Genomic DNA, 22,285 nt, shown 5'->3' with positions numbered 1-22,285 from the left:
AGACGATAACGCGACTGACTCGCATTCCAAGGACCCAACCATGCGCCGCGCCCTGCTGCTGACCACCGTCCTGGCCGCCCTCGCGGCGTCCGCCCCGGCCTTCGCCGAGACCGCCCCCGCGGCGGCTTCGGTCGACGCGCCGGCGGCCGGCCAGTTCGAGCGGGATCGCCAGTCGATCCTCGCCCAGGCGGGGCAATGGCGGGTCCGTTTCGACATGCGCGAGAACGTCAGCTTCCGCGAGGGCTACGAGCCGCTGGAAGAGAAGCTGTCGGCGGGCGACGAGATCGTGCGCGTCGTCTACGACGACGGCACGCGCATCAGCCTGCAGCACATCCTCGTCATGGGCGACGACGCGGGCAATCACTTCGTCATCAAGCACTGGCGCCAGGACTGGGTCTATGAGCCCGAGACGGTCCTGACCTACGCCGGTCCGAACCGCTGGACCGTGACCCCGGTCACGGCCGGCGAGCGCCGGGGCGCCTGGTCGCAGACCGTCTGGCAGACCGACGACAGCCCCCGTTACGGCGGCGTCGGCCACTGGGACTACGACCACGGCCTGGCCGAGTGGACCAGCAACGCCACCTGGCGTCCGCTGGCCCGCCGCGACGCGGTCCGCAACCCGATCTACGACCGCTACCTGGGCACCAACCGCCACGCCCTCACGCCGCAGGGCTGGGTCCACATCCAGGACAATATGAAGATGGGCCAGGCCGAGGGCGACGCCGGCGATCCCGTCGCCATCGTCCAGGAGGACGTGATCAACACCTACCGCCGCGTCGACAACTATGACGCCAAGCCGGGTGACGACTACTGGGCCGCCACCAAGGACTACTGGGCCGGCGTCCGCGCCGCCTGGGACGCGGTCGCCGCCGCCAACGGCGGCATCTACCTGGAAGAGGAAGCCAACCGCGGCGCCGTCACCGGCAAGCCGCTGATGGACTGGGCCGAAGAGATCCAGGCCGGAACCCTGACCACCGAGGCCGGCATCGCCCAGGCGCGCGACCTGATCGCCCGGGCGACGATCGCTCCGGCAGGCTAACGCCTTCTCCCCTCCGGGGGAGAAGGATCAGGTCTCCCGCTCCAGCCATCCCCGATACCGCACCAGCCGGCCGATCAGCGGTGCGGTGATGGTCACGTCGAAGACGAACCGGCCCTCCGCGTCGACCTCTTCGAAGGCCGTGGTGGCGGGGCACAGGACGCGCGGAAGCGGGATCGGCCCCGCCCGCCAGCCCTCGACGCGATAGACCAGCCGCCCGTCCTGCGGCGTCAGGCTCAGGTCCATGCTCAGCGGCCCGAAGCGCTCATTGATCCGACCGCCCGGACGAGGCCGCGACAGGACGCTGGCGAAGGCGTGACCGCCGATCCGGCGACGCCATATCGACCGGTCGCCGGCCGCGTCGATGGCCACCTCGGCCGCGCAGTCGTCCTGCGCCTTGGGGAAGCCGATGATGCGGGCGGCCAGCGCCGCCAGCGGACTCGACGCGCCCTCGGTCATCGCCCGTCCCCGCCACAGCGACCGCCCCGGCGTTTCGTGCAGCGCCCGGATCGGCGCGGGCAGGCTGTCGAACGCCGGGCCGATGGCGCGGGCGTAGATCGCGCCCCGCTCCTCCAGCGTCTCCGTCGCCAGTCCGTGCGGCGCCATCTCGTCCACGATCGCCTCCAGCGGCAGCACGCCGACGCAGGCTCGCGCGCCCGGCGCGACCTGCCCCGCCGCGATGGCGCGGATCACGGCCAGCGCCGGCAGGCTGGGCGTCACCGGCCCCTCCCCCGGTTCGGCGACCAGCCGCCAGACCGCGCGCGCCGCCCGGCCGTCGCCGTCCACGCCATAGGCCTGCACCCGCATCGCGCCGCGGTCGGAACCCGTGACGGAATGCAGCCCGGCCAATACGAGCAAGGGCCTGGCCAAGGGGACGGGATCGAAACGAAACAGGCTGACCAACCAGCCGAGAAGCCAGCCTTCCAGATGCAGGGGCCAGGGCTCCATCCCGGCCAGGAAGAGCGCGCTGTCCCTCGGCTCAAACCGGGCGGCGAACAGATCCAGATCGGGCGTCTCACACAGCGAGACCCGCCGCCGCCCCGCCAGTCCGAAATCCCGTTTGTAGAGCCCGCTCCAGCCCCGGCGTATCGTCCAGACGCCGCCGTCGAAGACCATGACCGGGCGGCCCAGCCACGACAGGATGGCCTGCATCACCGACAGCCCCTTGGGCGCCCGCGCGCCCGGCGAGATGGCGGCCTCGACCGAAACGACCTCGCGCCAGCCTTCGGTCAGGCGATCCAGCACGGCGTTGGACAGGGCCGGCGTCGAGCTGCAGCCGGTCAGGGCGGCAACGCCAGCCGCCTTCGCCGCGTCGTCCAGCGCCGGGAAGGCCTTCACGAAGTCCCGTCCGTCGGCGAGGTCGACATAGGACAGGCCCGCCGCGATGGCGGCCCGCGCCGTCGTCGGCTCCGCGCCCTGAAAGGGGCCGGCCATGTCGGCGACGATGGATGCGCCCGTGGCCTTCAGCGTCTCCGGCGTCAGGGTCGCGGTGTCCAGGACGGCGACCTCGACCCGCCCGGTCGGGAAGGCCGTCCGCAGCCGCGCGGCCACGCCTTCGGCGCGCCCTCGATCCCGTCCCGCCACCACCAAGCCGAAGCCGTGCCGCAGCAGCCCCTCGGCCAGCCGCGAGCCGAACACCCCGCCTGCTCCGATCACCAGCACCGTGGTCATGCGAGGAAGCGCGCCCGGTCGGCCGCCGACGGGACCATGCAGGTCTCCGTCCGTCCGAAGATCGCATAGCGGTTCCGCGCGATCAGGTCATAGGCCGGGTCCCGCAACCAACGCGGCGCGGCCCTCAGCGCCGCCAGCGGCCGGGTCCGGCGCAACGCGCCCAGCACGGTCAGCGCCGCGTCCGACTTGAAGAAGATGCGCCCGCCCAGGATCACGGCGTTGGTCTGCGGCGCCTCCGGGTCGATGCCGTATCGCGCCGCCAGCGCCCGCCCGCCTTCGGACTGGATCGGCAGGAAGCGGAACCGCCCCTCCGGATCATGGCCGATCACGAACCGCACCCAGCGCGAGCAGAAGACGCAGACCCCGTCGAACAGGATCAGGCCGTCGGGTTCCTGCGGTGCGGGCTGCGGCGACCAGCGGCTCATGGGGCCAACTGTGGGGCGATTGGCCAAGCCTCACAAGGCGACCTTACGCCGCCGCGACCGCCTCGATCTCGACCAGCCAGGCCTCGTCGAAGATGCCGGTGACGATGACCGTCAGCGCGGTCTGGCGGCCGCCGAGACGGCGGATGCGGACCTCTCGGTTTTCCAGAGAGTAGGCGCGGTCGGACAGGAAGGTCGTGACCTTCACCAGGTTGTCCAGCGTCATGCCGGCGGCGCGCAGCTGGGTCTCCAGATTGTCCCAGACCTGCTCGCACTGGCCGGTGAAGTCGGGCGCCAGCGACCCGTCGGGCGCGACTGGGATCTGGCCGGACAGGTAGAGCCAGCGGGTCGCCCCGCTGACTTCACAGGCCTGGGCGTATTCGCCCTCCGCCGGCGGCGAGCCGTCGCCGGTCAGGGGGCGGATGCTGAGAGTCACTGGCGGGCGGCGGCCGATCGGGCGCGCACCTGGGCGAACTCCGAGGTCGGCTTCCAGCCGGGCCAGTCGTTGCTGTTCGCGAGGTCCAGACCCAGGTGGTAGAGCAGGGTCAGGTTCTCGACCGCCGAGGTCAGGTTCCAGTCCGCCGACCATTCGTCCGACGGCTTGTGATAGTCGGCCGCGAACTTGGCCCGCCAGGCGGCCTCGCCGGCCTCACGGCCGCCCTCGACCCAATCCCAGCCGTGCCACGGCATGATCGCCGGCACGCCCATGCGGGCGAAGGGGAAGTGGTCCGACCGGTAGTAGAAGCCTTCCTCGGGCATGTGGTCGTCCGAGACATAGCGGCCCAGCGGCGCGGCCAGGGCCTCGAGCCGGTCTTCCAGATCGTTCTGACCCTTGCCGAAGATCGGAATGTCGCGCGTCGACCCCGACAGCGGCAGCATGTCGATGTTGATGTCGGCGACCGTCGTCTCCAGCGGATAGACTGGATCGGCGGCGTAGCCGTAGGCGCCCATCAGACCCATCTCCTCGGCTGCCATGTGGGCGAAGACGATGGAACGTTTCGGACGCGGGGCGGCGCTGAGCTGGCGCGCCATCTCCAGCACGCCGATGGTGCCCGAGGCGTTGTCCCAGGCGCCGTTCCAGATCTGGTCGCCGGTCACATTGGGATGCTGGGCGGCGCCGCCGACGTGGTCCCAGTGGGCCGAATAGATGATGGTCTCTTCCGGATGCTCGGTCCCGGGAATGCGAGCCAGCAGGTTGTGCGTGACCAGGGTGTCGATGGTCTCGGAGATGTCCAGCGACAGGGTGACGCCGTTCAGCGGCACGGCCTTGAACGATCCGCTCGCGGTGTTGGCGAAGCTGTCCATGCCCAGCCCGGCCGCCGCGGCCAGGGCGAAGGCGACGTCGTGGTTCATGGCGCCCGAGAACTCCAGGTCCGCGGCGCCGGGCACGAGGGTCCGGGTACGGCCTGCGCCGCGCATGGCGCCCTGCCACTGGGGCGAATCCGCCCCCATGGGGACCAGGGTGATGACGCCCACCGCGCCGCGGCGGAAGGCCTCGTCGGCCTTGTAGGCGCCGGACTGGTAGTTGGTGGCGTATTCGCCGTTGAACCGCTCGCCGTCCGGCTCGCCGACGATGACCACCACGATCTTGCCGCGCACGTCCACGTCGCCGTAGTCGTCCCAATTCCGCTCGGGCGCGGTGATCCCGTAGCCGGCGAAGACCACGCCCGCGTTCTGGATGGAGGCGCGGCCGTCGTTGGTGACGGCGCGCAGGACGATGTCGGTGCCGACCGTCAGCGGGTGCGACTGGCCGTCCGGACCGGACCAGCTGGCCGTGCCGCCGGCGACCGGGGTGTAGCGCTTCAGTTCGACCGGCTGCAGCCACTGACCGTTCGGGCCGCCGGGCTGAAGGCCCATGGCCTCGTACTGCGCCTGCAGCCAGGCCAGCACCATGCGCTCGCCTTCGGTGCCGGGATAGCGGCCCTGGTATTCGTCCGCGCTGATGGTGCGGATGTCGTTGCTGATGCGCTCGGCCGAGAAGCTCTGGGCCCCGGCGGCGCCGGCCGCCAGAAGCATGGCGGCCAGGGCGATCCCGCCCGTCAGTTTGCGAAACATTGAGTAGGCTCCATCCCCCGATTTGATGGCGCGCACTCTAGGGCGGCCCCGAGGGACCGCCCATTAAGTTTTCGTCATGTCCCGGCGTCTAGCGGCGCTGGGCCGCTGTCGCGGCGCGGGCCGGTCCGAACTCGGAGCCGTCCTTCCACTGCGGCCAGACGCGGCTGTTGGCCAGGTCGCGGCCGACCGAATAGAGGACCTGCAGATCCTCGACCTGGCCGCGCAGATCCCAGTCGGGCGACCATTCGTCGGCGGCCTGGTGGTAGCGGCTACGGCCGTACTCCGAGCGAGACTCCTGGCGTTGGGCGATCGGTTCGTCGCGGAAGTCGCCGGTCGAGCCGCCGTAGGTCATCGGCACGCCGCGTTTGGCCAGCGGGAAGTGGTCCGAGCGGAAGTAGCCGCCCGAGGCGGGATTGGCGTCCGGCTGGATCGTCCGGCCCTGGCTCTCGACCACGGCGGCGATGCGCTCATCCAGGTCCGACTGGCCGTAGCCGGTGATGCCGTAGCGGTTCACCCGCCCATAGACGTTCATCGAATCGACGTTGAAGCCGCCGACCGTCGTGGCCAGCGGATAGACCGGGTTGGACGCATAGTATTCCGAACCCAGCAGGCCGCTTTCCTCGGCGGTGAAGCTGATCATGACGATCGAGCGCTGGGGCCGCGGACCGGCGCCGAAGGCGCGGGCCAGCTCCAGCAGGCCGGCGGTGCCGGTTGCGTTGTCGACCGCGCCGTTGAAGATGGTGTCGCCTTCGGCGTCCGGCGCGCCGACGCCGATATGGTCCCAGTGGGCGGTGAAGAGGACGGTCTCGTCCGGATGAGTCGTGCCCGGCAGGCGGGCGATGACGTTGTGGGTCGTGACCTGGGTCGAGGCGACGTCGAACATGCCGCTGAAGGTGGCGCCGGTCAGTTCGACCGGGCGGAAGTCGCGGCTGCGGGCGGCGACCTTCAGGGCCTCGAAATCCTGGCCGGCGGCGCGGAACAGCTCGACCGCGACGTCACGCTGCAGCCAGGCCTCCATGGGCACGCGCTCGGCGGCGGCGTTGGCGCGGACGATGTCGAACTGCGGCCCCGACCAGCTATTGGTCACGGTGGCCCAGCCGTAGGAGGCCGGCGCGCTTTCGTGGACGATGATGACGCCGGCGGCGCCCTTGCGGGCCGCCTCCTCGTATTTGTAGGTCCAGCGGCCGTAGTAGGTCATGGCGCGGCCGCCGAAGGTGTTCAGCTCGGGCTGCTCGAAGTCGGCGTCATTGACCAGGACGACGATGATCTTGCCGCGGACATCGACGTCCTTGAAGTCGTTCCACTGCCGCTCAGGCGCATCGATGCCGTAGCCGACGAAGACCAGCGGCTTGTCCGTCAGCATGGTGTGCTGGCTCGGCAGGCGCGTGGAGATGACGATCTGCTGGCCCTGGGTCAGCGGGATGGCGGTGTCGCCCACCTTGAACCCGGCGCGGATGTTGGAGGCGGTGAAGCGGTTCAGCGTCACGTCCTGCGTCCACTGGCCGTTCGGCCCGCCCGGCTGGAAGCCGGCGGCGGCGTACTGGGCGCTCAGATAGTCGATGACCTTCTGTTCGGCGGGCGTGGCGATGCCCCGGCCCTCGAAACTGTCGTCGGACAGCACGCGGACATGCTCGGACAGCCGGCCGGTGTCGAAGGTCGGGGTCTGGGCGCTCGCGGCGCCCGCGACGGACAGGAGCGCGCCGGCGACCAGCGCGGCGACGGAGACGGACAAACGCATGCTCGGGACACCCTCAGCCTTTTGAACAGGGGGCGGACCGTAGGGCGCCCTTCGGGGGCTGTCGATCAGGCGCCGGTCACTGCGGCGACACGGCTCCGCCCGCGGGCCAGGTCGAGTCGCCGACGCGGGTCAGCCGCATCTCGATGAAGCGGCGGGGCGGCTGGCCCTCCGCGACATAGTCGCCGACCTCATGCCAGACGCCGTCGCGGATGGTGGCGACGTACTGGATCTTCGCGTTCGGTCCGGCGGGCGTTTCCCAGCGGAACCCGTCCTCGGTGCGCTCGAACGGATAGTCGCCGGTGTAGCCGTTGGCGTAGCTGCGGAAGCCGTAACGTCCGGCCCGCTCGTCCCACGAGACGATCGCGAAGGCGTTGAAATGGGTCGTGCCGTCGGCGGCGTAGCCCCGCCCCTCGATCACCTTGACCGAACCGCCGAGCAAGGGGCCGACACGTTCGGTCTGGGTCAGGACCATGCGACCGCCGGGCATGGTGATCACCGCCTCGCCGCGCCATTCACCGTCCAGGAAGTCGAGCGCGCCGACGGCGGTCCGCTGGGCCTCGCTGCCCGTCGGGCTGGCCGGGACCTGGGCGGCGGCGGGGACTGCCATGGAAAGGGCGAACACCCCCAGAGCGACGGCGGACACAGAGCGAAGACGGCGGATCATGGAGATCTCCCTTAATTTCACTTTGCGTTCTAAAGTTCTTTTACAATCTTGGCAACATGCCGGAGGCAGAAACGAAAAACCCGCCGGAGCGCGGGCTCCGGCGGGTCGATCGTTCAGCCTTGGAAACGGAAGCCCTAGTGGGCGACGCCCTTCCAGATGCGGCGGTAGGACAGATAGGTCACGCCCGCGAACAGCAGCAGGAAGATCAGCGTGCCGACGCCGGCGCGCTTGCGCGCCACCTGCTTGGGATCCGAGGCCCAGGCGATGTAGGCGGCGACGTCCTTGGCGTAGTTGTCGACCGTCTGGGCCGTGCCGTCGTCATAGGTCACCTGGCCGGCGCGCAGCGGCGCGGGCATGGCGATGAAGCCGCCGGCCGGCACGTGCTTCGCATCGCCCGTCCAGAACGGGGTCAGGTCGCCGGCCATATAGGCGTTGTAGTTCTGGCCCGGACGGATCGTGAGACCCTCCGGCACGGCGTGGTAGCCGGTCAGCAGCGAGTAGATGTAGTTGGCGCCGCCGTGACGGGCCTTGGCCATCACCGACAGGTCGGGCGGAGCCGCGCCGCCGTTGGCCGCCGCGGCGGCCGTGGCGTTCGGATACGGGCTGGGGAAACGATCGGCGGCGGTGCCGTCACGCATCACCGGCTCGCCGGTTTCCGTGTCGATGTCCGCGATCTGAACTTCCTTGGCCAGCGCCTTCACGAAGCGGTTCTCGGCCGGGTTGGCCTGATGCGCGTCGAAGAAGGGACCGCCCGGTTCCGCGAGCGTGCGGAAGTGCATGAGGTTCATGCTGTGGCAGGCCGCGCAGACCTCGCGGTAGACCTTGTAGCCGCGCTGCAGCTGGCCCTGGTCGAAGGTCCCGAAGGGGCCGTCGAAGGCGAAGCCGCCGTCACGCAGGTGGTGGCCGCCGCCTTCCGCCAGCGCGGGGCCGGCGGCGAGGGTCAGGCCGGCCGCCGCGGCGATCAGGACCAGGGTCTTCTTCATGGAGCGCATCGGAGTCTTGAGGGTCATCATGGTCGCGATCAGCCCTTGTGCTCGTCACTGCCCGACAGAACGGGTTCCGAAATGGTCGCCGGGATCGGGAGCGGCTTCTCCTTCAGACCCACCCAGGGGAGGATCACGAAGAAGAAGGCGAAGTAGTAGAGCGTCGCCAGGCGGGTCAGCCACAGGTAGCTGTTCAGCTTGCCGTCGATCAGGGTGAAGCTGGGCATGCCGGGGACGACTGCGGCGTCCGGCAGCTGACCGCCGCACCAGCCCAGGATCACGCCGACGACGACGAAGATCACGAAGAAGATCTTCATGGTCGGGCGGTAGCGCATCGAGCGCACCTTGGAGGTGTCGAGCCACGGCAGGATGAACAGCACGCCGATGGCGCCGAACATGGCCAGCACGCCGCCGAACTTGTCCGGGACCGCCCGCAGGATCGCGTAGAAGGGCAGCATGTACCACTCGGGCACGATGTGCGCCGGGGTCTGCAGCGGGTTGGCCGGGATGTAGTTGTCGGCGTGACCCAGGGCGTTCGGCATGAAGAAGACGAAGATCGCGAACAGGATCAGAAACAGGATGATGGCGAAGCCGTCCTTGACCGTGAAGTACGGGTGGAACGGGACCATGTCCTTCTTCTCCCGATCCTTCGGGATCAGGATGCCGACCGGGTTGTTCTGGCCCGCGTGGTGCAGGGCCCACAGGTGCAGGACCACGCAGCCGGCGATGACAAACGGCAGCAGGTAGTGCAGCGAGAAGAAGCGGTTCAGGGTGGCGTTGTCGATGGCCGGGCCGCCGCGCAGCCAGATCAGGATCGGCTCGCCGACGACCGGGATGGCCCCGATCAGGTTGGTGATGACCTCCGCGCCCCAGTAGGACATCTGGCCCCACGGCAGGACGTAGCCGAGGAAGGCGGTGGCGATCATCAGGAAGAAGATCACGCAGCCGACGATCCAGATCATCTCCCGCGGCGCCTTGTAGGAGCCGTAGTAGAGGCCCCGCAGCATGTGCAGGTAGACCGCGATGAAGAACATCGAGGCGCCGTTGGCGTGGGTGTAGCGGATCAGGTCGCCGCCGTTGACGTCACGCATGATGCGCTCGACCGAGGCGAAGGCCAGTTCGGTGTTCGGCACATAGTGCATGGCCAGAATGATGCCGGTCGCGATTTGCGTGACCAGGCAGAGGGCCAGGATGCCGCCGAAGGTCCACCAGTAGTTGAGGTTCTTCGGGGTGGGCAGGGACATGTAGTCCGCGCCGAAGCGGACGATCGGAAGGCGGCTGTCGAGCCACTTCTCGACGCCGGTCTTGGGGACGTAGGTGGATTCGTGATCGCTCATCGTTCTCTGATCCGTCCTCAGCCGATCTTCACGCGCGTGTCGGACAGGAACTCGTAGTCCGGCACGATCAGGTTCTTCGGCGCCGGGCCCTTACGAATACGGCCCGAGGCGTCGTAGTGCGAACCGTGGCAGGGGCAGAACCAGCCGCCGAAATCGCCGGTGCCGAAGGTCGGGACGCAGCCCAGGTGGGTGCAGTTGCCCAGCACGACGAGATACTTCTCGTGGCCCGGCTTGGTGCGCTCGGCGTCCGTCTGCGGCTCTTTCAGGTCGCTGGCGTGGTCGTCGGCGATCACGCGCTGCAGTTCGGCCGGGCTGCGATAGCGCACGAACACCGGCTTGCCCTGCCACTTGATCACGACCTGCTGGCCTTCCTGGACCTTGGTCATGTCGAACTCGATCGACGCCAGGGCCAGGGTATCGGCCGCGGGGTTCATCGAATTGATCAACGGCCAGACGACCATGGCGGTCGCGCCGACCGCGGCCGCGCCGGCGGCGATATGGATGAAGTCCCGGCGGGTGGCGTCGCCGCCTTCGCCTTCAACGACCGATTCGGCCACGTCTCACTCCTCGTACGCCGCATTCCACGCCCGATACGGAGCGCGGCGGTCACGGCATGGATGCATTAGCGGAAACCCGAAAATCTCGCCCGGCCCGAGTTTGCGGCGGTTCGCCGCAAGTAGCTGACGCTTCTTGCGAAACGGTCGCAATTCAGACCGCGACAAGCCCCCGGGCCGCGCGTATGAGGGCCTTAGAATGCGTCTCGCCCTTTTTCAACCGGCCATTCCGCAGAACGTGGGCGCCTGCATCAGGCTGAGCGCCTGTTTCGGCGTCGAACTGCACGTGATCGAACCCACCGGCTTCCGTCTGGACGACCGGGCGATGAAGCGTGCTGCGCTGGATTACGGCCCCCTTGGGCATATGACCCGGCACGCCGGCTGGGACGAATTCCAGCGGGATCGGGGCGTCGGGCGGCTGGTGCTGTTTACGACGAAGGGCGCGACACCCCTGCCCGGCTTCGCGTTCAGACCCGACGATGTGTTGCTGTTCGGCAGCGAACCGACGGGGGCGCCGGACTACGTCCACGCCGCCGCCGATGAGCGGGTCGTGATTCCACTAAAGCCGGGCGCGCGGTCCCTGAATCTGTCGGTGTCGGCGGGAATCGCCCTGTTCGAAGCCCTGCGCCAGACCAACGGCCTGCCCTAACGGATCGGCGCCCCTACTCCGGCGCCGCGCCAGACAGTGGTGCGGCCAGGCTGGGGCGTTCAGCGCGCTTGCTCGCGGCCACGGCCTCGACGGCGCGCATGGTGCGCAGGACGTTCTCGCCCGCCAGCTTGCGGATGTCGGCCTCGGTCCAGCCGTTGGCCAGCAGGGCGGCGAGGATGCGCGGATAGGCGTCCACCCCCGTGATGCCGTCCGGCAGGCTGTCCACGCCGTCGAAGTCGCCGCCCAGGCCGACATGGTCGACGCCCGCCACGTCGCGGACGTGCTGGATATGAGCGACCACGTCGGCGATCGTGGCGCGGGGCCGGGGATGGGCCTCGGCCCAGGCGAGCAGGCGCGGGTCCGGCGTCTCGGCGCCCGGATCGACGCCCAGGCGGTCGGCCTCGACCGCGAACTCCTGGTTCCACGCCATCTGGGCGGCGCTGACGAAGCCGGGCACGAAGGTGACCATCACCACCCCGCCGTCCTCGGGCATCAGGCGCAGGACGTTGTCCGGCACGTTGCGGGTCCGGTTGGTCACGGCCCGGGCCGAGGAGTGGGAGAAGATCACCGGCGCCTCCGAGACCCGCATGGCGTCCAGCATCGTGTCCTCGGAGACGTGGCTGAGATCGACCATCATGCCGATCCGGTTCATCTCCTTGACCACCTGCTCGCCGAAGGGCGACAGGCCGCCCCATTTCGGCGCGTCCGTGGCGCTGTCGGCCCAGGTGGTGGTCTTGGAGTGAGTCAGGGTCATGTAGCGGACCCCGGCCTCCTGGAACTCGCGCAGCAGGCCCAGCGAATCGTCGATCGAATAACCGCCCTCAATGCCGATCAGGCTGGCGATGCGGCCCTGGCCGTGGATGCGGACGATATCGTCGGCCGTGGTCGCCAGCTCGAACACGTCCGGGTGGGCGGCGACGATGCGGCGGACGGTGTCGATCTGCTCCCATGTCTCGCGCGCCGCCTCGACGGGGGTGAGTGTGGCCGGGACATAGACCGACCAGAACTGGCCGCCCACGCCGCCGGCGCGCAGCCGGGGAATGTCGGTGTGCAGCTTGGTCGTCGCGTGGAGGTCGTGGGTCAGGTCGACGGCGTAGGGATCGTTGCCGTGGTTCTCGCGCAGGGCCCAGGGCAGATCGTTGTGGCCGTCGATCAGCGGCGTGCCGTCGAGGATGCGCCGAGCGCGGGCCTCGCCTGGATCGGCCTGTGCGCCCGACTGGGCCAGCGCCGGAAGAGCGACGGCGGACAGGGCCACGGCGGCCAGAAGGGCGGTGCGGATCATGGACAGTTTCCCCCAGAAGGAAGCGGCGACAGTGGCAGAGTTGCGGGGGCGGTCAACGGCCGCACTTTCGTCCGGCGGCACAGGAGCCTAGGAAGCCGCCATGACCGACGCCGCCGATCCCCTCGCCCAGAAGAAGACCGAAGCCCGGGCCTGGTTCGAGACCCTGCGCGACCGGATCCACGCCGGGTTCGAGGCCCTGGAGGACCAGGCGCCCGCCGACCTGTTCCCCGGCGAGCCAGGTCGCTTCGTGCGCACGCCCTGGGACCGCAAGGAAGGCGGCGGCGGCGTCATGGGCATGATGCACGGCCGCCTGTTCGAGAAGGTCGGCGTCCACGTCTCGACCGTGCACGGAACCTTCCCGGCGGACTATGCGAAGACAGTGCCGGGCGCGGCGGAAGATCCGCACTTCTTCGCCACCGGTGTCAGCCTGATCTGCCACCCGGTCAGCCCGCGCGTGCCGGCGGTGCATATGAACACCCGCTTCATCGCCACGACGAAGAGCTGGTTCGGCGGCGGGGCGGACCTGACGCCCGTGCTGGACGTGGACCGACGCGAGGACGCGTCCGACACGGTCGCCTTCCACGCCGCCATGAAGACCGCCTGCGACGCCCACGATCCGAGCTGGCATCCGAAGTTCAAGGCGTGGTGCGACGAGTATTTCTTCCTGCCCCACCGCAACGAGCCGCGCGGCACCGGCGGCATCTTCTACGACCACCACGACAGCGGCGACTGGGACCGCGACTTCGCCTTCACCCGCGACGTCGGCGAGGCCTTCCTGGACGTCTATTCGCGGATCGTGGCGGGCCGGATGGGCGAGCCGTGGACGGCACAGGAGCGCGAGGAACAGCTGGTCCGGCGCGGCCGCTACGTCGAGTTCAACCTGCTGTACGACCGGGGCACCACCTTCGGCCTGAAGACCGGCGGCAACGTCGATTCGATCCTCAGCTCGATGCCGCCCGTGGTGAAGTGGCCCTGACCTGACCGCTCGGCCCCTCGGGGTCCAGGGCGCCGCGGATCGCTTCGAACAGACCGGCCAGGGTGACCGGCTTGGTCAGATGGGCGTCGGCGCCGGCGGCGCGGCCCGCCGCGACATGCTCGGCCATCGCATTGGCGGTCAGCATGATCACCGGCGTGCGCGGCAGGCCCCGATCGGCCTCCATTTCGCGGATGGCGCGGGTGGCGCTCAGGCCGTCCATGACCGGCATCTGCATGTCCATCAGCACCAGGTCGAAGCCGCCTTCCGCGAAGGCGTCCAGCGCCTGACGACCGTCCTCGACGGCGACCATCTCCATGGCCGTGGCGGCCAGCATGATCTCGACCACCTTGCGGTTGGCCGGATGGTCGTCAGCCAGCAGAATGCGCAGGGGCATGGAGGCCACGTCGATCGTGTCGGCGGGGGCCGCGGCCTCGGCGACGACCGGCTCGGCCGGCGGCAGGGCGATCTCGAACCAGAAGGCCGCGCCCTCGCCCGGCGTGCTCTCGCAATCCAGCGCGCCGCCCATCAGATCGACCAGGGCGGTGGAGATGGCCAGGCCCAGGCCGGTGCCGCCGTAGCGCCGGGTGATCGAGCCGTCGGCCTGCTGGAAGCGGGTGAAGATGCGGCTCTTCTGCTCGGCGTCGAAGCCGACGCCGGTGTCGCTGACCCGGAAGACGGCGCGACCGCCCTCGACCGCCTGCACGGCGATCCGGACCTCGCCCTCGGCGGTGAATTTCAAGGCGTTGGAAACGAGGTTGTTGAGGACCTGGCGCAGGCGGACCGCGTCGCCCTCGACGAAGCCGGACAGAGCCGGATCGAAGTCGACGTTCAGCGCCACGCCCTTGTCCTCGGCCTTGACCCGCCACAGGGCCGCCACGTCGCCGACGGTCTGCTCCAGATCGAAGGCGACCGGTTCGAGGGTGACCTGGCCGGACTCGATCTTGGCGCTGTCTAGGATGTCGGACAGCAGGCGTTCGAGGGTGGCGCCGGACGAGCGGATCAGCTCGACCATCTCCCGCTCCTGGGCGTCGAGGTCGCGACGCGCCAGCGAGTCGGCCATGGAGACCACGCCGTTCAGCGGCGTGCGGATCTCGTGGCTCATATTGGCCAGGAACTCGCTCTTGGCGCGGTTGGCCTCCTCGGCCCGGCGGCGGGCGTCGCGCAGCCGGCCGGCCTGGCGCCACAGCCAGGCGATGGCCGCCGCGGCGCACAGCAGGAACAGGATGACGATGACGGTGACGGTCACCTGCAGCCGGGTGTTGGCCCGGGCCATCTCCAGCTGGCGGCGGCGCTCGGCCAGCTGCTCCTGCATATTGCCGGTGACCTGATGGATGCCGGCGCTGAAGCTGCGGGCGGCCGCGGTCTCATCGGCCGCCATGTGGGCGCGCAGGATGCGGAAGGCCTCTTCGGGACGCCCCTCGGCGAACAACACCTCGGCCTCGACGTGATCGACAGCGGACTGGTCGCCAACACCACTCTCGAGTCGCCGCAGCGTCTCCAGATCCCGGCGGGCGGCGGCGGTCTGGCCGGTGCGGGCGCGGGCGACGGCGCGCAACGGCAGAGCGTCGCGGGCCAGGAAGGCGGCTTCGCCGAGGTCCTCGCCATAGGGCGCCAGACAGGCCAGCACCCCGCGCGGCGCCTGGCGGGCGTCGGCGACCGTGGCGCACAGGCTGGCGTCGTAAATCTTCAGCGTGGGCAGGTCGGAGCGCAGGGCCAACCGGTTGTGGGCGGCGTAGAAGCGGGCGGCGCGGTCGATCTCGCCCACCTTCACCGCCATCATGGCAAGGTTATAGAGGCTGTCGAAATCCGGGCGCGGATAGGCGGGGGTGGAATAGTCGATCTCGAACTTACGGAACGCGTCGGCGGCGCCCTTGACGTCGTTGAGCGCCTTCAACCCCATGCCCGTCACCTCCCAGATGCCCGCGCGAGCGATGGCGGCGAAGGGGTCGTGGTCGGGAATGTCGGCTTCCGCGCGGCTCAGCAGTTGCAGCCCCTCCCCGACGCGACCGTTGTCGATCATCCAGAGGGCGGTCAGGCGGGCGGCGTGGGCGCGCACGAACCAATCGCGGCCAGACGCGGCCATGCGGCCCATCTCCGCGGCCACGGCGCCCTCGCCCTGGTCATAGCGGATGGTCAGGGCGTTCAGGCGGGCGATATCGATGTAACGGGCGTCGCGGCGGCGGCGGGCGGCGGCCTCGAGCCGGCCGTTCCATATCGCCGCGCGCTCCAACTCGCCCTGGTTCAGGATGGTCCAGGTGACGTGGTAGAGCCGGTTCAACCCCTCGCGGTCGGTCCGACGCATGGCGTCATGGCCGAAGGCCTCCAGCGCCGCGAAGGTGGTCGAGGACGCCCGCGCTTCCACGAAGGCCGCCAGCTGCATCCCATCGTCCGCCTCCCGGGCGTCGGGCTGTGCGAAGGCGGGAGCGGCGCCGAAGACGGCGAACACTGCTGCAATCGTAAGCGCGAACCGGGAAAGCCACATGTCCTTCCGTCTTCGCACGCATTCCTTGAGTAAGATTTACGGCGCGAGAAAGCCGCGAATCCAGTCCGCGACCAGGGCTCGGTCGTTCGGCTGGGCCAGGGTCTCCAGCGCCCGGTCGACCACCGCCGGATCGATCCGGCCGCGTCGCCCGGCGGTCAGGTCCGAGGCATAGGCGGGGGTGAACTCGGGGTGGCCCTGGAAGCTGATGGCGTCCTCGCCCCACGCCAGGCCGGCATAGGGGGTGAAGGCGCTGCTCAGGGTGACGCGGGCCTCATCCGGAATGGCGACCACCTGATCCTGGTGCGAGACGGGGATGGCGACCGTGGCGGCGGCGGGAGCCATCCACGGCGCCGGCGCGGCCACGTCATAGCGGTGCAGGCCGACGCCCCAGCCCTTGTCCGACTTCTCGACCCGACCGCCCAGGGCCTGGGCCATGGCCTGGTGGCCGAAGCAGACGCCGACCAGCTTTGTCTCGCCCCGCGCCAGACGGATCCAGTCCAGCAGGGCGCCGATCCAGGCGTCGCTCTCATAGACTCCGGCCGCCGAGCCGGTGATCACGGCGCCGTCGAAGCCGACGGGATCGGGCCATTCGCCCTGCTGCACGTCGAACACGGTGGTCTGGAAGCCGTCGCCCAGCAGGGTCTGAAACATGGCCGGATAGTCGCCGTGGGTTTCGGCCAGGGCCGGCGGCGGCGCGCCGGTCTTCAGGATGGCGATACGGGTCATTCGGCTCTCCACGGGCCACCCGATATGGCCTCGCGAGCCGGACAGACAAGACGCCGTCCCTCCCGTTGGACGGGAGAGGAATATTTAGGTTCGCACCGTACAAACCTGAAGCAAAACTGGTCTAGAGGACGCGCCATGTCCGATGCTGATCCCGTAGTCCTCATCAATGTCTATCGCTGCGATCCTGAAAAGCAGCCGTTGCTGATGGAACATCTGGCGGTGATGGTCGCCGCCCAGCGCGGAGCCCCGGGCTTCATCTCGGCGACTCTGCACCGGGGCCTGAACGGCAAGGTGGCGGCGGTCTATGCGGTCTGGCGCTCGCGCGAGGACTGGAAGGCCATGGCCCGGACCGCCGGGGTGGCCAAGGCGATGGAACCGATCATGGCCATCGCCACCTTCGAGCCGCACCTGTACGAACCCGGCGAAGTGATAGACTAGGCGGTCCAGACTTCCGCCTTCGCCCCGGCCTCCCCCAGCGTGCCGGCGACCCAGTCGCAGATCTGGCGCGCGGCGTCCTCCGCCCCGGCGGGAGCGTTGAGCACCACCATGGCGCAGCCGTTCATCTTCATCGGGTTGGTTAGCGGCCGCAGGCGCGCCTCGGCGATCAGCACCCGTTTGGCGCCCGCCTCGTCCAGCCGACGCAGGAAGCCGTCGAAGGTCTCAAGATCCTTCAGTGGGGTCCAGACCGCGACCATGGCGCGGGGATCGGCGCGGACGATGGCGGCGGCGGTGTCGGCGGCGCGCTGATAGTCGTCGGGCCGCTCGAACGGCGGGTCGATCAGGACCAGGGCGCCGGGCGCATGCGCCGCCTCGGCCCGCGCCTGGTCATAGCCGTCGCCGCCCCGCGCGGTCGCCTGGGGGAAGGGCTCCAGCGCCGCGGTCAGCAACTCCAGCACCGGCGGGTTCAGCTCGAAGCCCAGGTAGCGGTCGTCGCGGCCCAGCCGGCGGGCGATCAGCAGGGGTGAGCCGGGATAGAGGCGCGCGCCGCCGTGCGGGTTCAGTTCGCCGACCGCCTTGGCCAGCGCCTCGATCAGGGGCGGGCGATGATCAGCGGCCATCAGGCGCGCGATGCCGGCCTCGGCCTCCTTGGACCGCGCCCCGTCGCCGCTGAGGTCATAGACGCCGGCCCCCGCATGGGTGTCGATCACGGTCACCGGACCGGTGGCGCGGCGGCGGTCGAGCAGCCAGAGCACGAGGGCGTGCTTGACCAGATCGGCGAAATTTCCTGCGTGGAAGCTGTGGCGGTAGTTCATGCCCCTGCCCTCCGCTTCCGCGCCCTCGCGGTCAAGAGGAACCGGCGGTCCGCGCCGTCGTTGGAGTTCGCCATGATCGACCATCCAGTCCTGTCCGATGAACAGCGCACCCCGCCCACGGCCGTGGCGGATGCGGCGGAGCGCGGTTTGGAGCTGCGGCGCGAGCACGGGCGTGGCGGCACCGAGGTCGGGGTCCGCCGGGCCGAGCAGCTGATGAGCCGGGAGGTCCTGAGCGACCGGGACATCAAGTCGATGTACAGCTATTTCGCCCGCCACGCGGTCGACAAGTTCGGCCGCGACTGGAGCAATCCCGACAAGCCCTCGGCGGGCTACATCGCCTGGCAGCTGTGGGGCGGAGACGCCGCGCGCGACTGGATCCACGACCTGCGGACGGCCCTGTGCGAGGTCGGAGTGTGACCGACGCGGACATTCCCGAGGGCCTGACCTGGTGCGGCGACGAGAGCGCCGGCCTGTCGCGCCGCAGATCGGGGACGGGCTTCCGCTATCTGGACAAGGACGGCGCGGCGATCCGGGACGCCCGGACGCTGGACCGCATCCGGGCGTTGGCCATCCCGCCGGCCTGGACCGACGTCTGGATCTGCCCGCGGGCCACCGGCCACATCCAGGCGACCGGGCGGGACGTGAAGGGCCGCAAGCAGTACCGCTACCACCCCGACTGGAGCCGCCACGCCTCGGAGAGCAAGTTCGACCGCCTGCCCGCCTTCGCAAAGGCCCTGCCGAGGCTGCGCGCGCGGGTCGAGGCCGATCTGGCGAAGCGCGGCGTAACCCGGGACAAGGTGCTGGCCACCGCCGTGCGGCTGCTGGAGATCACCCTGATCCGGGTGGGCAACGCCCAGTACGCCAGGCAGAACCGCTCCTACGGCCTGACCACCCTGCACAAGCGGCATATCGAGGTCGACGGGGCCGCCCTGACCTTCGCCTTCAGAGGCAAGAGCGGGGTCGAACACGAGGTGAGGGTGCGCGACCGCCGGCTGGCGGCCGTGGTGCGGTCCCTGCGCGAACTGCCGGGACAGCAACTATTCAAATACCGCGACGCCGACGGCCATCCATGCGCGATCACCTCGGACGACGTGAACGCCTATCTTCGCGACGCGATGGGCGAGGCCTTCTCGGCCAAGGATTTCCGCACCTGGGCCGGGACGGTGTCGGCGGCGCGGGCGCTCAGGGACATGGACGCCCCGACCTCGGCGACCGACGCCAAGCACAAGATCACCGTCTGCGTGAAGGCCGTGGCGGGCGTGCTGGGCAACACGCCCACCGTCTGCCGCTCGTCCTATGTGCATCCCAAGCTGTTCGAGATGTTCGAGGCCGGCGATCTGGCCGCCCTGCCCGGCCCGGACGCCAAGGGGTTCGAGGCCGCCCTGATCCGGGCCCTGAAGTAAGCGGTCAGGCCGTGGCCCAGTAGCCGCGGCTGCGGACGCTGATCGGCGCCCCGGTCGTCTCCACCTTCGCCAGGATGGCCGCGCGGAACGTCTCCGCCTCTTCGTCGCCGCGCAGGCGGCGCAGGGCGCGGATGATGCGGGTGATGCGCAGGTGGTTGTGATCCGCCGCCTTCAGCCAGTGGTCGTTGTTCCGGTAGAAGGCCGCGATACGGTCCGTGGCCGCAGCCAAGGTGCACTGGGCCATGACCGAGTCGCAGATGGCCGTGGCCTCGTCCTCCGTCAGCACGGGCGATTCCGGCACGGCGGACGAGGGCTCGGTCAGCGGGAACAGCCACTGGATGAAGTCGTGGGTGCTCTCTAGCGCCGCGTCGTCGAACGCCAGGACGTCAAAAATCGTGCGCCCGCGCGCATCGGTCCCTTCGCCCTCAAGGAAGGCGAGGACGGAGGGCGTCGATGCGGTCAGAACCGGATCCTCAGGCGACCTTGTCCCAGTTCAGAACCACCTTGCCGGACTGGCCGGAGCGCATGGCCTCGAACCCCTCGCGGTAGTTTTCGTAGGACATCTGGTGGGTGATCAGGGGCTGCAGGTCGAGCCCGGCCTTGAGCAGGCCCAGCATCTTGCGCCAGGTGGTGAACATCTCGCGGCCGTAGACGCCCTTGATGGTCAGGGCCTTGAGGATGATCTGGCCCCAGTCGGTCTCCATCGGTTTGGCCGGAATGCCCAGCAGGGCCATGCCGCCGCCCATGATCAGGGTGTCGACGCACTGCTTGAAGGCGATGGGCGAGCCCGACATCTCCAGCGCCACGTCGAAGCCGACCTTCAGGCCCAGCTCGTGCATGACGTCCTTGAGGTCTTCCTTGGTGGTGTTCACCGTGCGGACGCCCGGGGCGACCTTCTGGGCCAGGTCCAGGCGGAAGTCGTTGATGTCGGTCAGGACCACGGTGCGGGCGCCGGCGTGGCGCGCGACGGCGGCGGCCATCATGCCGATGGGACCGGCGCCGGTGACCAGCACGTCCTCGCCCAGCAGGTCGAACTGCTGCGCGGTGTGCACCGCGTTGCCGAACGGATCCAGGATCGAGCCGATTTCGTACGGCACGTCGTCCGGCAGCTCGATGACGTTGAAGGCCGGGGCCACGACGTATTCGGCGAAGGCGCCCTGACGGTTGACGCCGATGCCCTTGGTCGCCGGGTCGAGGTGGAAGTGGCCGGCGCGGGCGGCTTCGGAGTTCAGGTCGATGACGTGGCCCTCGGCCGAGACGCGCTGGCCGATCTTGAGGCGGCGATCCACGTCCTTGCCGATGGCGACGATCTCGCCAGCGAACTCGTGGCCGGTGATCATCGGGACCGGGACATTCTTCTGGGACCACTCATCCCAGTTCCAGATGTGGATGTCGGTGCCGCAGACGGCGGTGCGCTTGACCTTGATCAGCACATCCTCGTCGCCGGCGACCGGGATCGGGGCGTCGATCAGCTCAAGGCCGACTTCGGGGCGGGTCTTGGCCAGGGCCTTCATGGTGTCGGTCATGCGTCTTTCCCTATCGTTCGGCTTCCGCCGCGCCTTGCGTGAGGTGCAGCGTGAAACGTGATCTCGGTTCGCGCTCGGCATCCCTGAGGACGCCGACGAGGATGTCAAAGTCAGGGCCCATGCTCTTGGCCGAGACTTCGGCATGGGTCCAGTGAATGGTGAGTGGAGCCTCGATCGCCGCCAGCACCAGATCGAACAAGGCGTCCAGATTGCGTCCGAACCAATCCGGCGTTTCCGGGATCGCCTCGATGGCGGCGTAGAAATCGTCCTTCGACAGAAGCCTGCGCCCGTCGAACTCGACCTCTATGCCCTGCATCAGATAACGCCCAACTCTCTCCCGGCCGTCGTGAACGCCGCGACCACCTGGTCGATCTGTTCGAAGGTGTGCGCCGCCGACATCTGGGTGCGGATGCGGGCCTGGCCGCGCGGCACCACCGGGAAGCTGAAGCCGATGACGTAGACGCCCAGCTCCAGCAGGCGGGCGGCCATGTCCTGCGCCAGCTTGGCGTCGCCCAGCATGACAGGAATGATCGGATGCTCGCCCGGCTGCAGGGTGAAGCCCGCCTCGGTCATGGCCTTGCGATAGCGGGCGGCGTTGGCGAACAGCTGCTCGCGCAGCCTGTCGCCCTCCTCGCCCGCGGCAATGCGGATGGCTTCCAGCGACGAGCCGCAGACGGCGGGGCTGAGCGCGTTGGAGAACAGGTACGGCCGGGCGCGCTGCTTCAGCAGGGCGACGACGTTCGACTTCGCGCAGATGAAGCCGCCCATCGCCCCGCCCAGCGCCTTGCCGAAGGTGCCCGTGACGAAGTCGACCTCAACCTCGTTCCAGGCATAGGACCCCCGCCCCTGCGGGCCCAGGAAGCCGGTGGCGTGGCAGTCGTCGACCATGATCAGGGCGTTGTACCGGTCGGCCAGCGCCCGGATGTCCTTCAGCTTGGCGATATAGCCGTCCATCGAGAAGGCGCCGTCGGTGGCGATGATGATTTCCTTGGCGCCGTCGGCCCGGGCCTGCTTCAGCTGGGCCTCAAGGTCGGCCATGTCCGAAGTGGCGAAGCGATACCGCTTGGCCTTGCACAGACGGACGCCGTCGATGATCGAAGCGTGGTTCAGGCTGTCGGAGATGATGGCGTCGTCCGCCCCGAACAGCGGCTCGAAGATGCCTCCATTGGCGTCGAAGGCGGCGGCGAACAGGATGGTGTCCTCAAAGCCGAGGTAGTCGGCGATCGCCCGCTCCAGCTCCTTGTGGATCTCCAGCGTGCCGCAGATGAAGCGGACCGAGGCGGTGCCCGCGCCCCAGCGCTCCTGCGCCTTGATGCCCGCCTGGGTCACCCGCTCGTCGCCGGCGAGGCCGAGGTAGTTGTTGGCGCAGAAGTTCAGAACATCGCGCCCGCCCACCTTGATGACCGGGCCCTGGCGGGAGGCGATCACGCGTTCGGGCTTGGTCAGCCCCTGGGCGTCGATGTCGGCGAGTTCCGCGGAGACGCGGTCGTAGAAGGTCGCTGTCATGCGCGCTCCGCTACGCCGAATC

Annotated in this window: 23 protein-coding genes; 6 read left to right on the top strand and 17 right to left on the bottom strand. The window is 69.3% G+C overall.

Annotated elements, in window-relative coordinates; translation table 11 throughout:
* Positions 1 to 40: 40 nt before the first annotated feature.
* Positions 41 to 1,039: a DUF6607 family protein gene (locus tag AC1RRF_RS15510; protein ID WP_492836121.1), complete on the top strand. Its 999-nt coding sequence runs from the start codon at positions 41 to 43 to the stop codon at positions 1,037 to 1,039.
* 27 nt (positions 1,040 to 1,066) lie between these two features.
* Here AC1RRF_RS15510 and AC1RRF_RS15505 read toward each other — a convergent pair whose 3' ends face one another.
* The 9 genes from AC1RRF_RS15505 to petA form a co-directional block, all read right to left on the bottom strand.
* Positions 1,067 to 2,707, bottom strand: a complete 1,641-nt coding sequence (locus AC1RRF_RS15505; protein ID WP_492836120.1) for a saccharopine dehydrogenase family protein — start codon at positions 2,705 to 2,707, stop codon at positions 1,067 to 1,069.
* The gene (locus AC1RRF_RS15500) at positions 2,704 to 3,132 is read right to left on the bottom strand and encodes a thiol-disulfide oxidoreductase DCC family protein (protein WP_492836119.1); all 429 of its coding nucleotides are present in this window, start codon (positions 3,130 to 3,132) and stop codon (positions 2,704 to 2,706) included. The genes AC1RRF_RS15505 and AC1RRF_RS15500 overlap by 4 nt, the downstream gene beginning before the upstream one ends.
* Before the next feature lie 43 nt (positions 3,133 to 3,175).
* Positions 3,176 to 3,565, bottom strand: coding sequence for a RidA family protein (locus AC1RRF_RS15495; protein ID WP_492836118.1), 390 nt, complete (start codon positions 3,563 to 3,565; stop codon positions 3,176 to 3,178).
* Positions 3,562 to 5,184 carry a M28 family peptidase gene (locus AC1RRF_RS15490; RefSeq protein WP_492836116.1) on the bottom strand — a complete coding sequence of 541 codons (1,623 nt, stop codon included), beginning with the start codon at positions 5,182 to 5,184 and terminating at the stop codon, positions 3,562 to 3,564. Before AC1RRF_RS15490 ends, AC1RRF_RS15495 begins: the two co-directional genes overlap by 4 nt.
* Before the next feature lie 88 nt (positions 5,185 to 5,272).
* The gene (locus AC1RRF_RS15485) at positions 5,273 to 6,922 is read right to left on the bottom strand and encodes a M28 family metallopeptidase (RefSeq protein ID WP_492836114.1); all 1,650 of its coding nucleotides are present in this window, start codon (positions 6,920 to 6,922) and stop codon (positions 5,273 to 5,275) included.
* Positions 6,923 to 6,998: 76 nt separating this feature from the next.
* The gene (locus tag AC1RRF_RS15480; protein WP_492836112.1) at positions 6,999 to 7,586 is read right to left on the bottom strand and encodes a DUF1579 domain-containing protein; all 588 of its coding nucleotides are present in this window, start codon (positions 7,584 to 7,586) and stop codon (positions 6,999 to 7,001) included.
* A 134-nt stretch (positions 7,587 to 7,720) separates the two neighbouring features.
* Entirely contained in the window at positions 7,721 to 8,599 is an 879-nt protein-coding gene (locus AC1RRF_RS15475) for a cytochrome c1 (RefSeq protein ID WP_492836110.1), read from the bottom strand.
* 8 nt (positions 8,600 to 8,607) lie between these two features.
* Positions 8,608 to 9,906, bottom strand: coding sequence for a cytochrome b (locus AC1RRF_RS15470; RefSeq protein WP_492836108.1), 1,299 nt, complete (start codon positions 9,904 to 9,906; stop codon positions 8,608 to 8,610).
* 17 nt (positions 9,907 to 9,923) lie between these two features.
* Positions 9,924 to 10,463, bottom strand: a complete 540-nt coding sequence (gene petA, locus AC1RRF_RS15465; RefSeq protein ID WP_492836106.1) for a ubiquinol-cytochrome c reductase iron-sulfur subunit — start codon at positions 10,461 to 10,463, stop codon at positions 9,924 to 9,926.
* 196 nt (positions 10,464 to 10,659) lie between these two features.
* Between petA and AC1RRF_RS15460 the strand changes: the two genes are divergently transcribed.
* Entirely contained in the window at positions 10,660 to 11,109 is a 450-nt protein-coding gene (locus AC1RRF_RS15460; RefSeq protein ID WP_492836104.1) for a tRNA (cytidine(34)-2'-O)-methyltransferase, read from the top strand.
* Positions 11,110 to 11,122: 13 nt separating this feature from the next.
* Here the strand turns inward: AC1RRF_RS15460 and AC1RRF_RS15455 are convergent, their stop codons facing one another.
* Positions 11,123 to 12,391, bottom strand: a complete 1,269-nt coding sequence (locus AC1RRF_RS15455) for a dipeptidase (RefSeq protein WP_492836102.1) — start codon at positions 12,389 to 12,391, stop codon at positions 11,123 to 11,125.
* Positions 12,392 to 12,491: 100 nt separating this feature from the next.
* Here AC1RRF_RS15455 and hemF point away from each other — a divergent pair, with 100 nt between their 5' ends.
* Positions 12,492 to 13,367 (top strand): oxygen-dependent coproporphyrinogen oxidase, encoded by an 876-nt coding sequence (gene hemF / locus AC1RRF_RS15450; protein ID WP_492836100.1) that lies wholly within the window; start codon positions 12,492 to 12,494, stop codon positions 13,365 to 13,367.
* On the opposite strand, the gene AC1RRF_RS15445 is transcribed toward hemF, so the two are convergent.
* A complete protein-coding gene (locus AC1RRF_RS15445; protein WP_492836098.1) occupies positions 13,333 to 15,849 on the bottom strand; it encodes a tetratricopeptide repeat-containing hybrid sensor histidine kinase/response regulator in 2,517 nt (838 codons plus the stop codon). The two genes, hemF and AC1RRF_RS15445, sit on opposite strands and share 35 nt — an antisense overlap.
* Positions 15,850 to 15,885: 36 nt before the next feature.
* A complete protein-coding gene (locus tag AC1RRF_RS15440; protein WP_492836096.1) occupies positions 15,886 to 16,575 on the bottom strand; it encodes a glutamine amidotransferase-related protein in 690 nt (229 codons plus the stop codon).
* Between the two features lie 135 nt (positions 16,576 to 16,710).
* Between AC1RRF_RS15440 and AC1RRF_RS15435 the strand changes: the two genes are divergently transcribed.
* Complete coding sequence (locus AC1RRF_RS15435) at positions 16,711 to 17,013, top strand: antibiotic biosynthesis monooxygenase family protein (RefSeq protein WP_492836094.1); 303 nt, start codon at positions 16,711 to 16,713, stop codon at positions 17,011 to 17,013.
* On the opposite strand, the gene rlmJ is transcribed toward AC1RRF_RS15435, so the two are convergent.
* On the bottom strand, positions 17,010 to 17,828 hold the full coding sequence (rlmJ, locus tag AC1RRF_RS15430; protein ID WP_492836092.1) for a 23S rRNA (adenine(2030)-N(6))-methyltransferase RlmJ: 819 nt from the start codon (positions 17,826 to 17,828) through the stop codon (positions 17,010 to 17,012). The two genes, AC1RRF_RS15435 and rlmJ, sit on opposite strands and share 4 nt — an antisense overlap.
* A 72-nt stretch (positions 17,829 to 17,900) precedes the next feature.
* Between rlmJ and AC1RRF_RS15425 the strand changes: the two genes are divergently transcribed.
* Both AC1RRF_RS15425 and AC1RRF_RS15420 read left to right on the top strand, forming a co-directional pair.
* Complete coding sequence (locus tag AC1RRF_RS15425; RefSeq protein WP_492836090.1) at positions 17,901 to 18,245, top strand: hypothetical protein; 345 nt, start codon at positions 17,901 to 17,903, stop codon at positions 18,243 to 18,245.
* Positions 18,242 to 19,231, top strand: a complete 990-nt coding sequence (locus AC1RRF_RS15420) for a DNA topoisomerase IB (protein ID WP_492836088.1) — start codon at positions 18,242 to 18,244, stop codon at positions 19,229 to 19,231. Before AC1RRF_RS15425 ends, AC1RRF_RS15420 begins: the two co-directional genes overlap by 4 nt.
* A gap of 4 nt (positions 19,232 to 19,235) precedes the next feature.
* Here the strand turns inward: AC1RRF_RS15420 and AC1RRF_RS15415 are convergent, their stop codons facing one another.
* From AC1RRF_RS15415 to AC1RRF_RS15400, 4 genes are all read right to left on the bottom strand, one after another.
* A complete protein-coding gene (locus AC1RRF_RS15415) occupies positions 19,236 to 19,613 on the bottom strand; it encodes an opioid growth factor receptor-related protein (RefSeq protein ID WP_492836274.1) in 378 nt (125 codons plus the stop codon).
* Between the two features lie 91 nt (positions 19,614 to 19,704).
* The gene (gene tdh / locus AC1RRF_RS15410) at positions 19,705 to 20,757 is read right to left on the bottom strand and encodes an L-threonine 3-dehydrogenase (RefSeq protein ID WP_492836086.1); all 1,053 of its coding nucleotides are present in this window, start codon (positions 20,755 to 20,757) and stop codon (positions 19,705 to 19,707) included.
* 10 nt (positions 20,758 to 20,767) lie between these two features.
* Positions 20,768 to 21,073: a barstar family protein gene (locus AC1RRF_RS15405; RefSeq protein WP_492836084.1), complete on the bottom strand. Its 306-nt coding sequence runs from the start codon at positions 21,071 to 21,073 to the stop codon at positions 20,768 to 20,770.
* Positions 21,073 to 22,263 carry a glycine C-acetyltransferase gene (locus AC1RRF_RS15400; RefSeq protein ID WP_492836082.1) on the bottom strand — a complete coding sequence of 397 codons (1,191 nt, stop codon included), beginning with the start codon at positions 22,261 to 22,263 and terminating at the stop codon, positions 21,073 to 21,075. The genes AC1RRF_RS15405 and AC1RRF_RS15400 overlap by 1 nt, the downstream gene beginning before the upstream one ends.
* Between the last annotated feature and the right edge of the window lie 22 nt (positions 22,264 to 22,285).

This window comes from Brevundimonas sp. GW821-FHT12C05, assembly GCF_058807475.1.
This window is presented reverse-complemented; position numbering and strand designations above follow the sequence as displayed.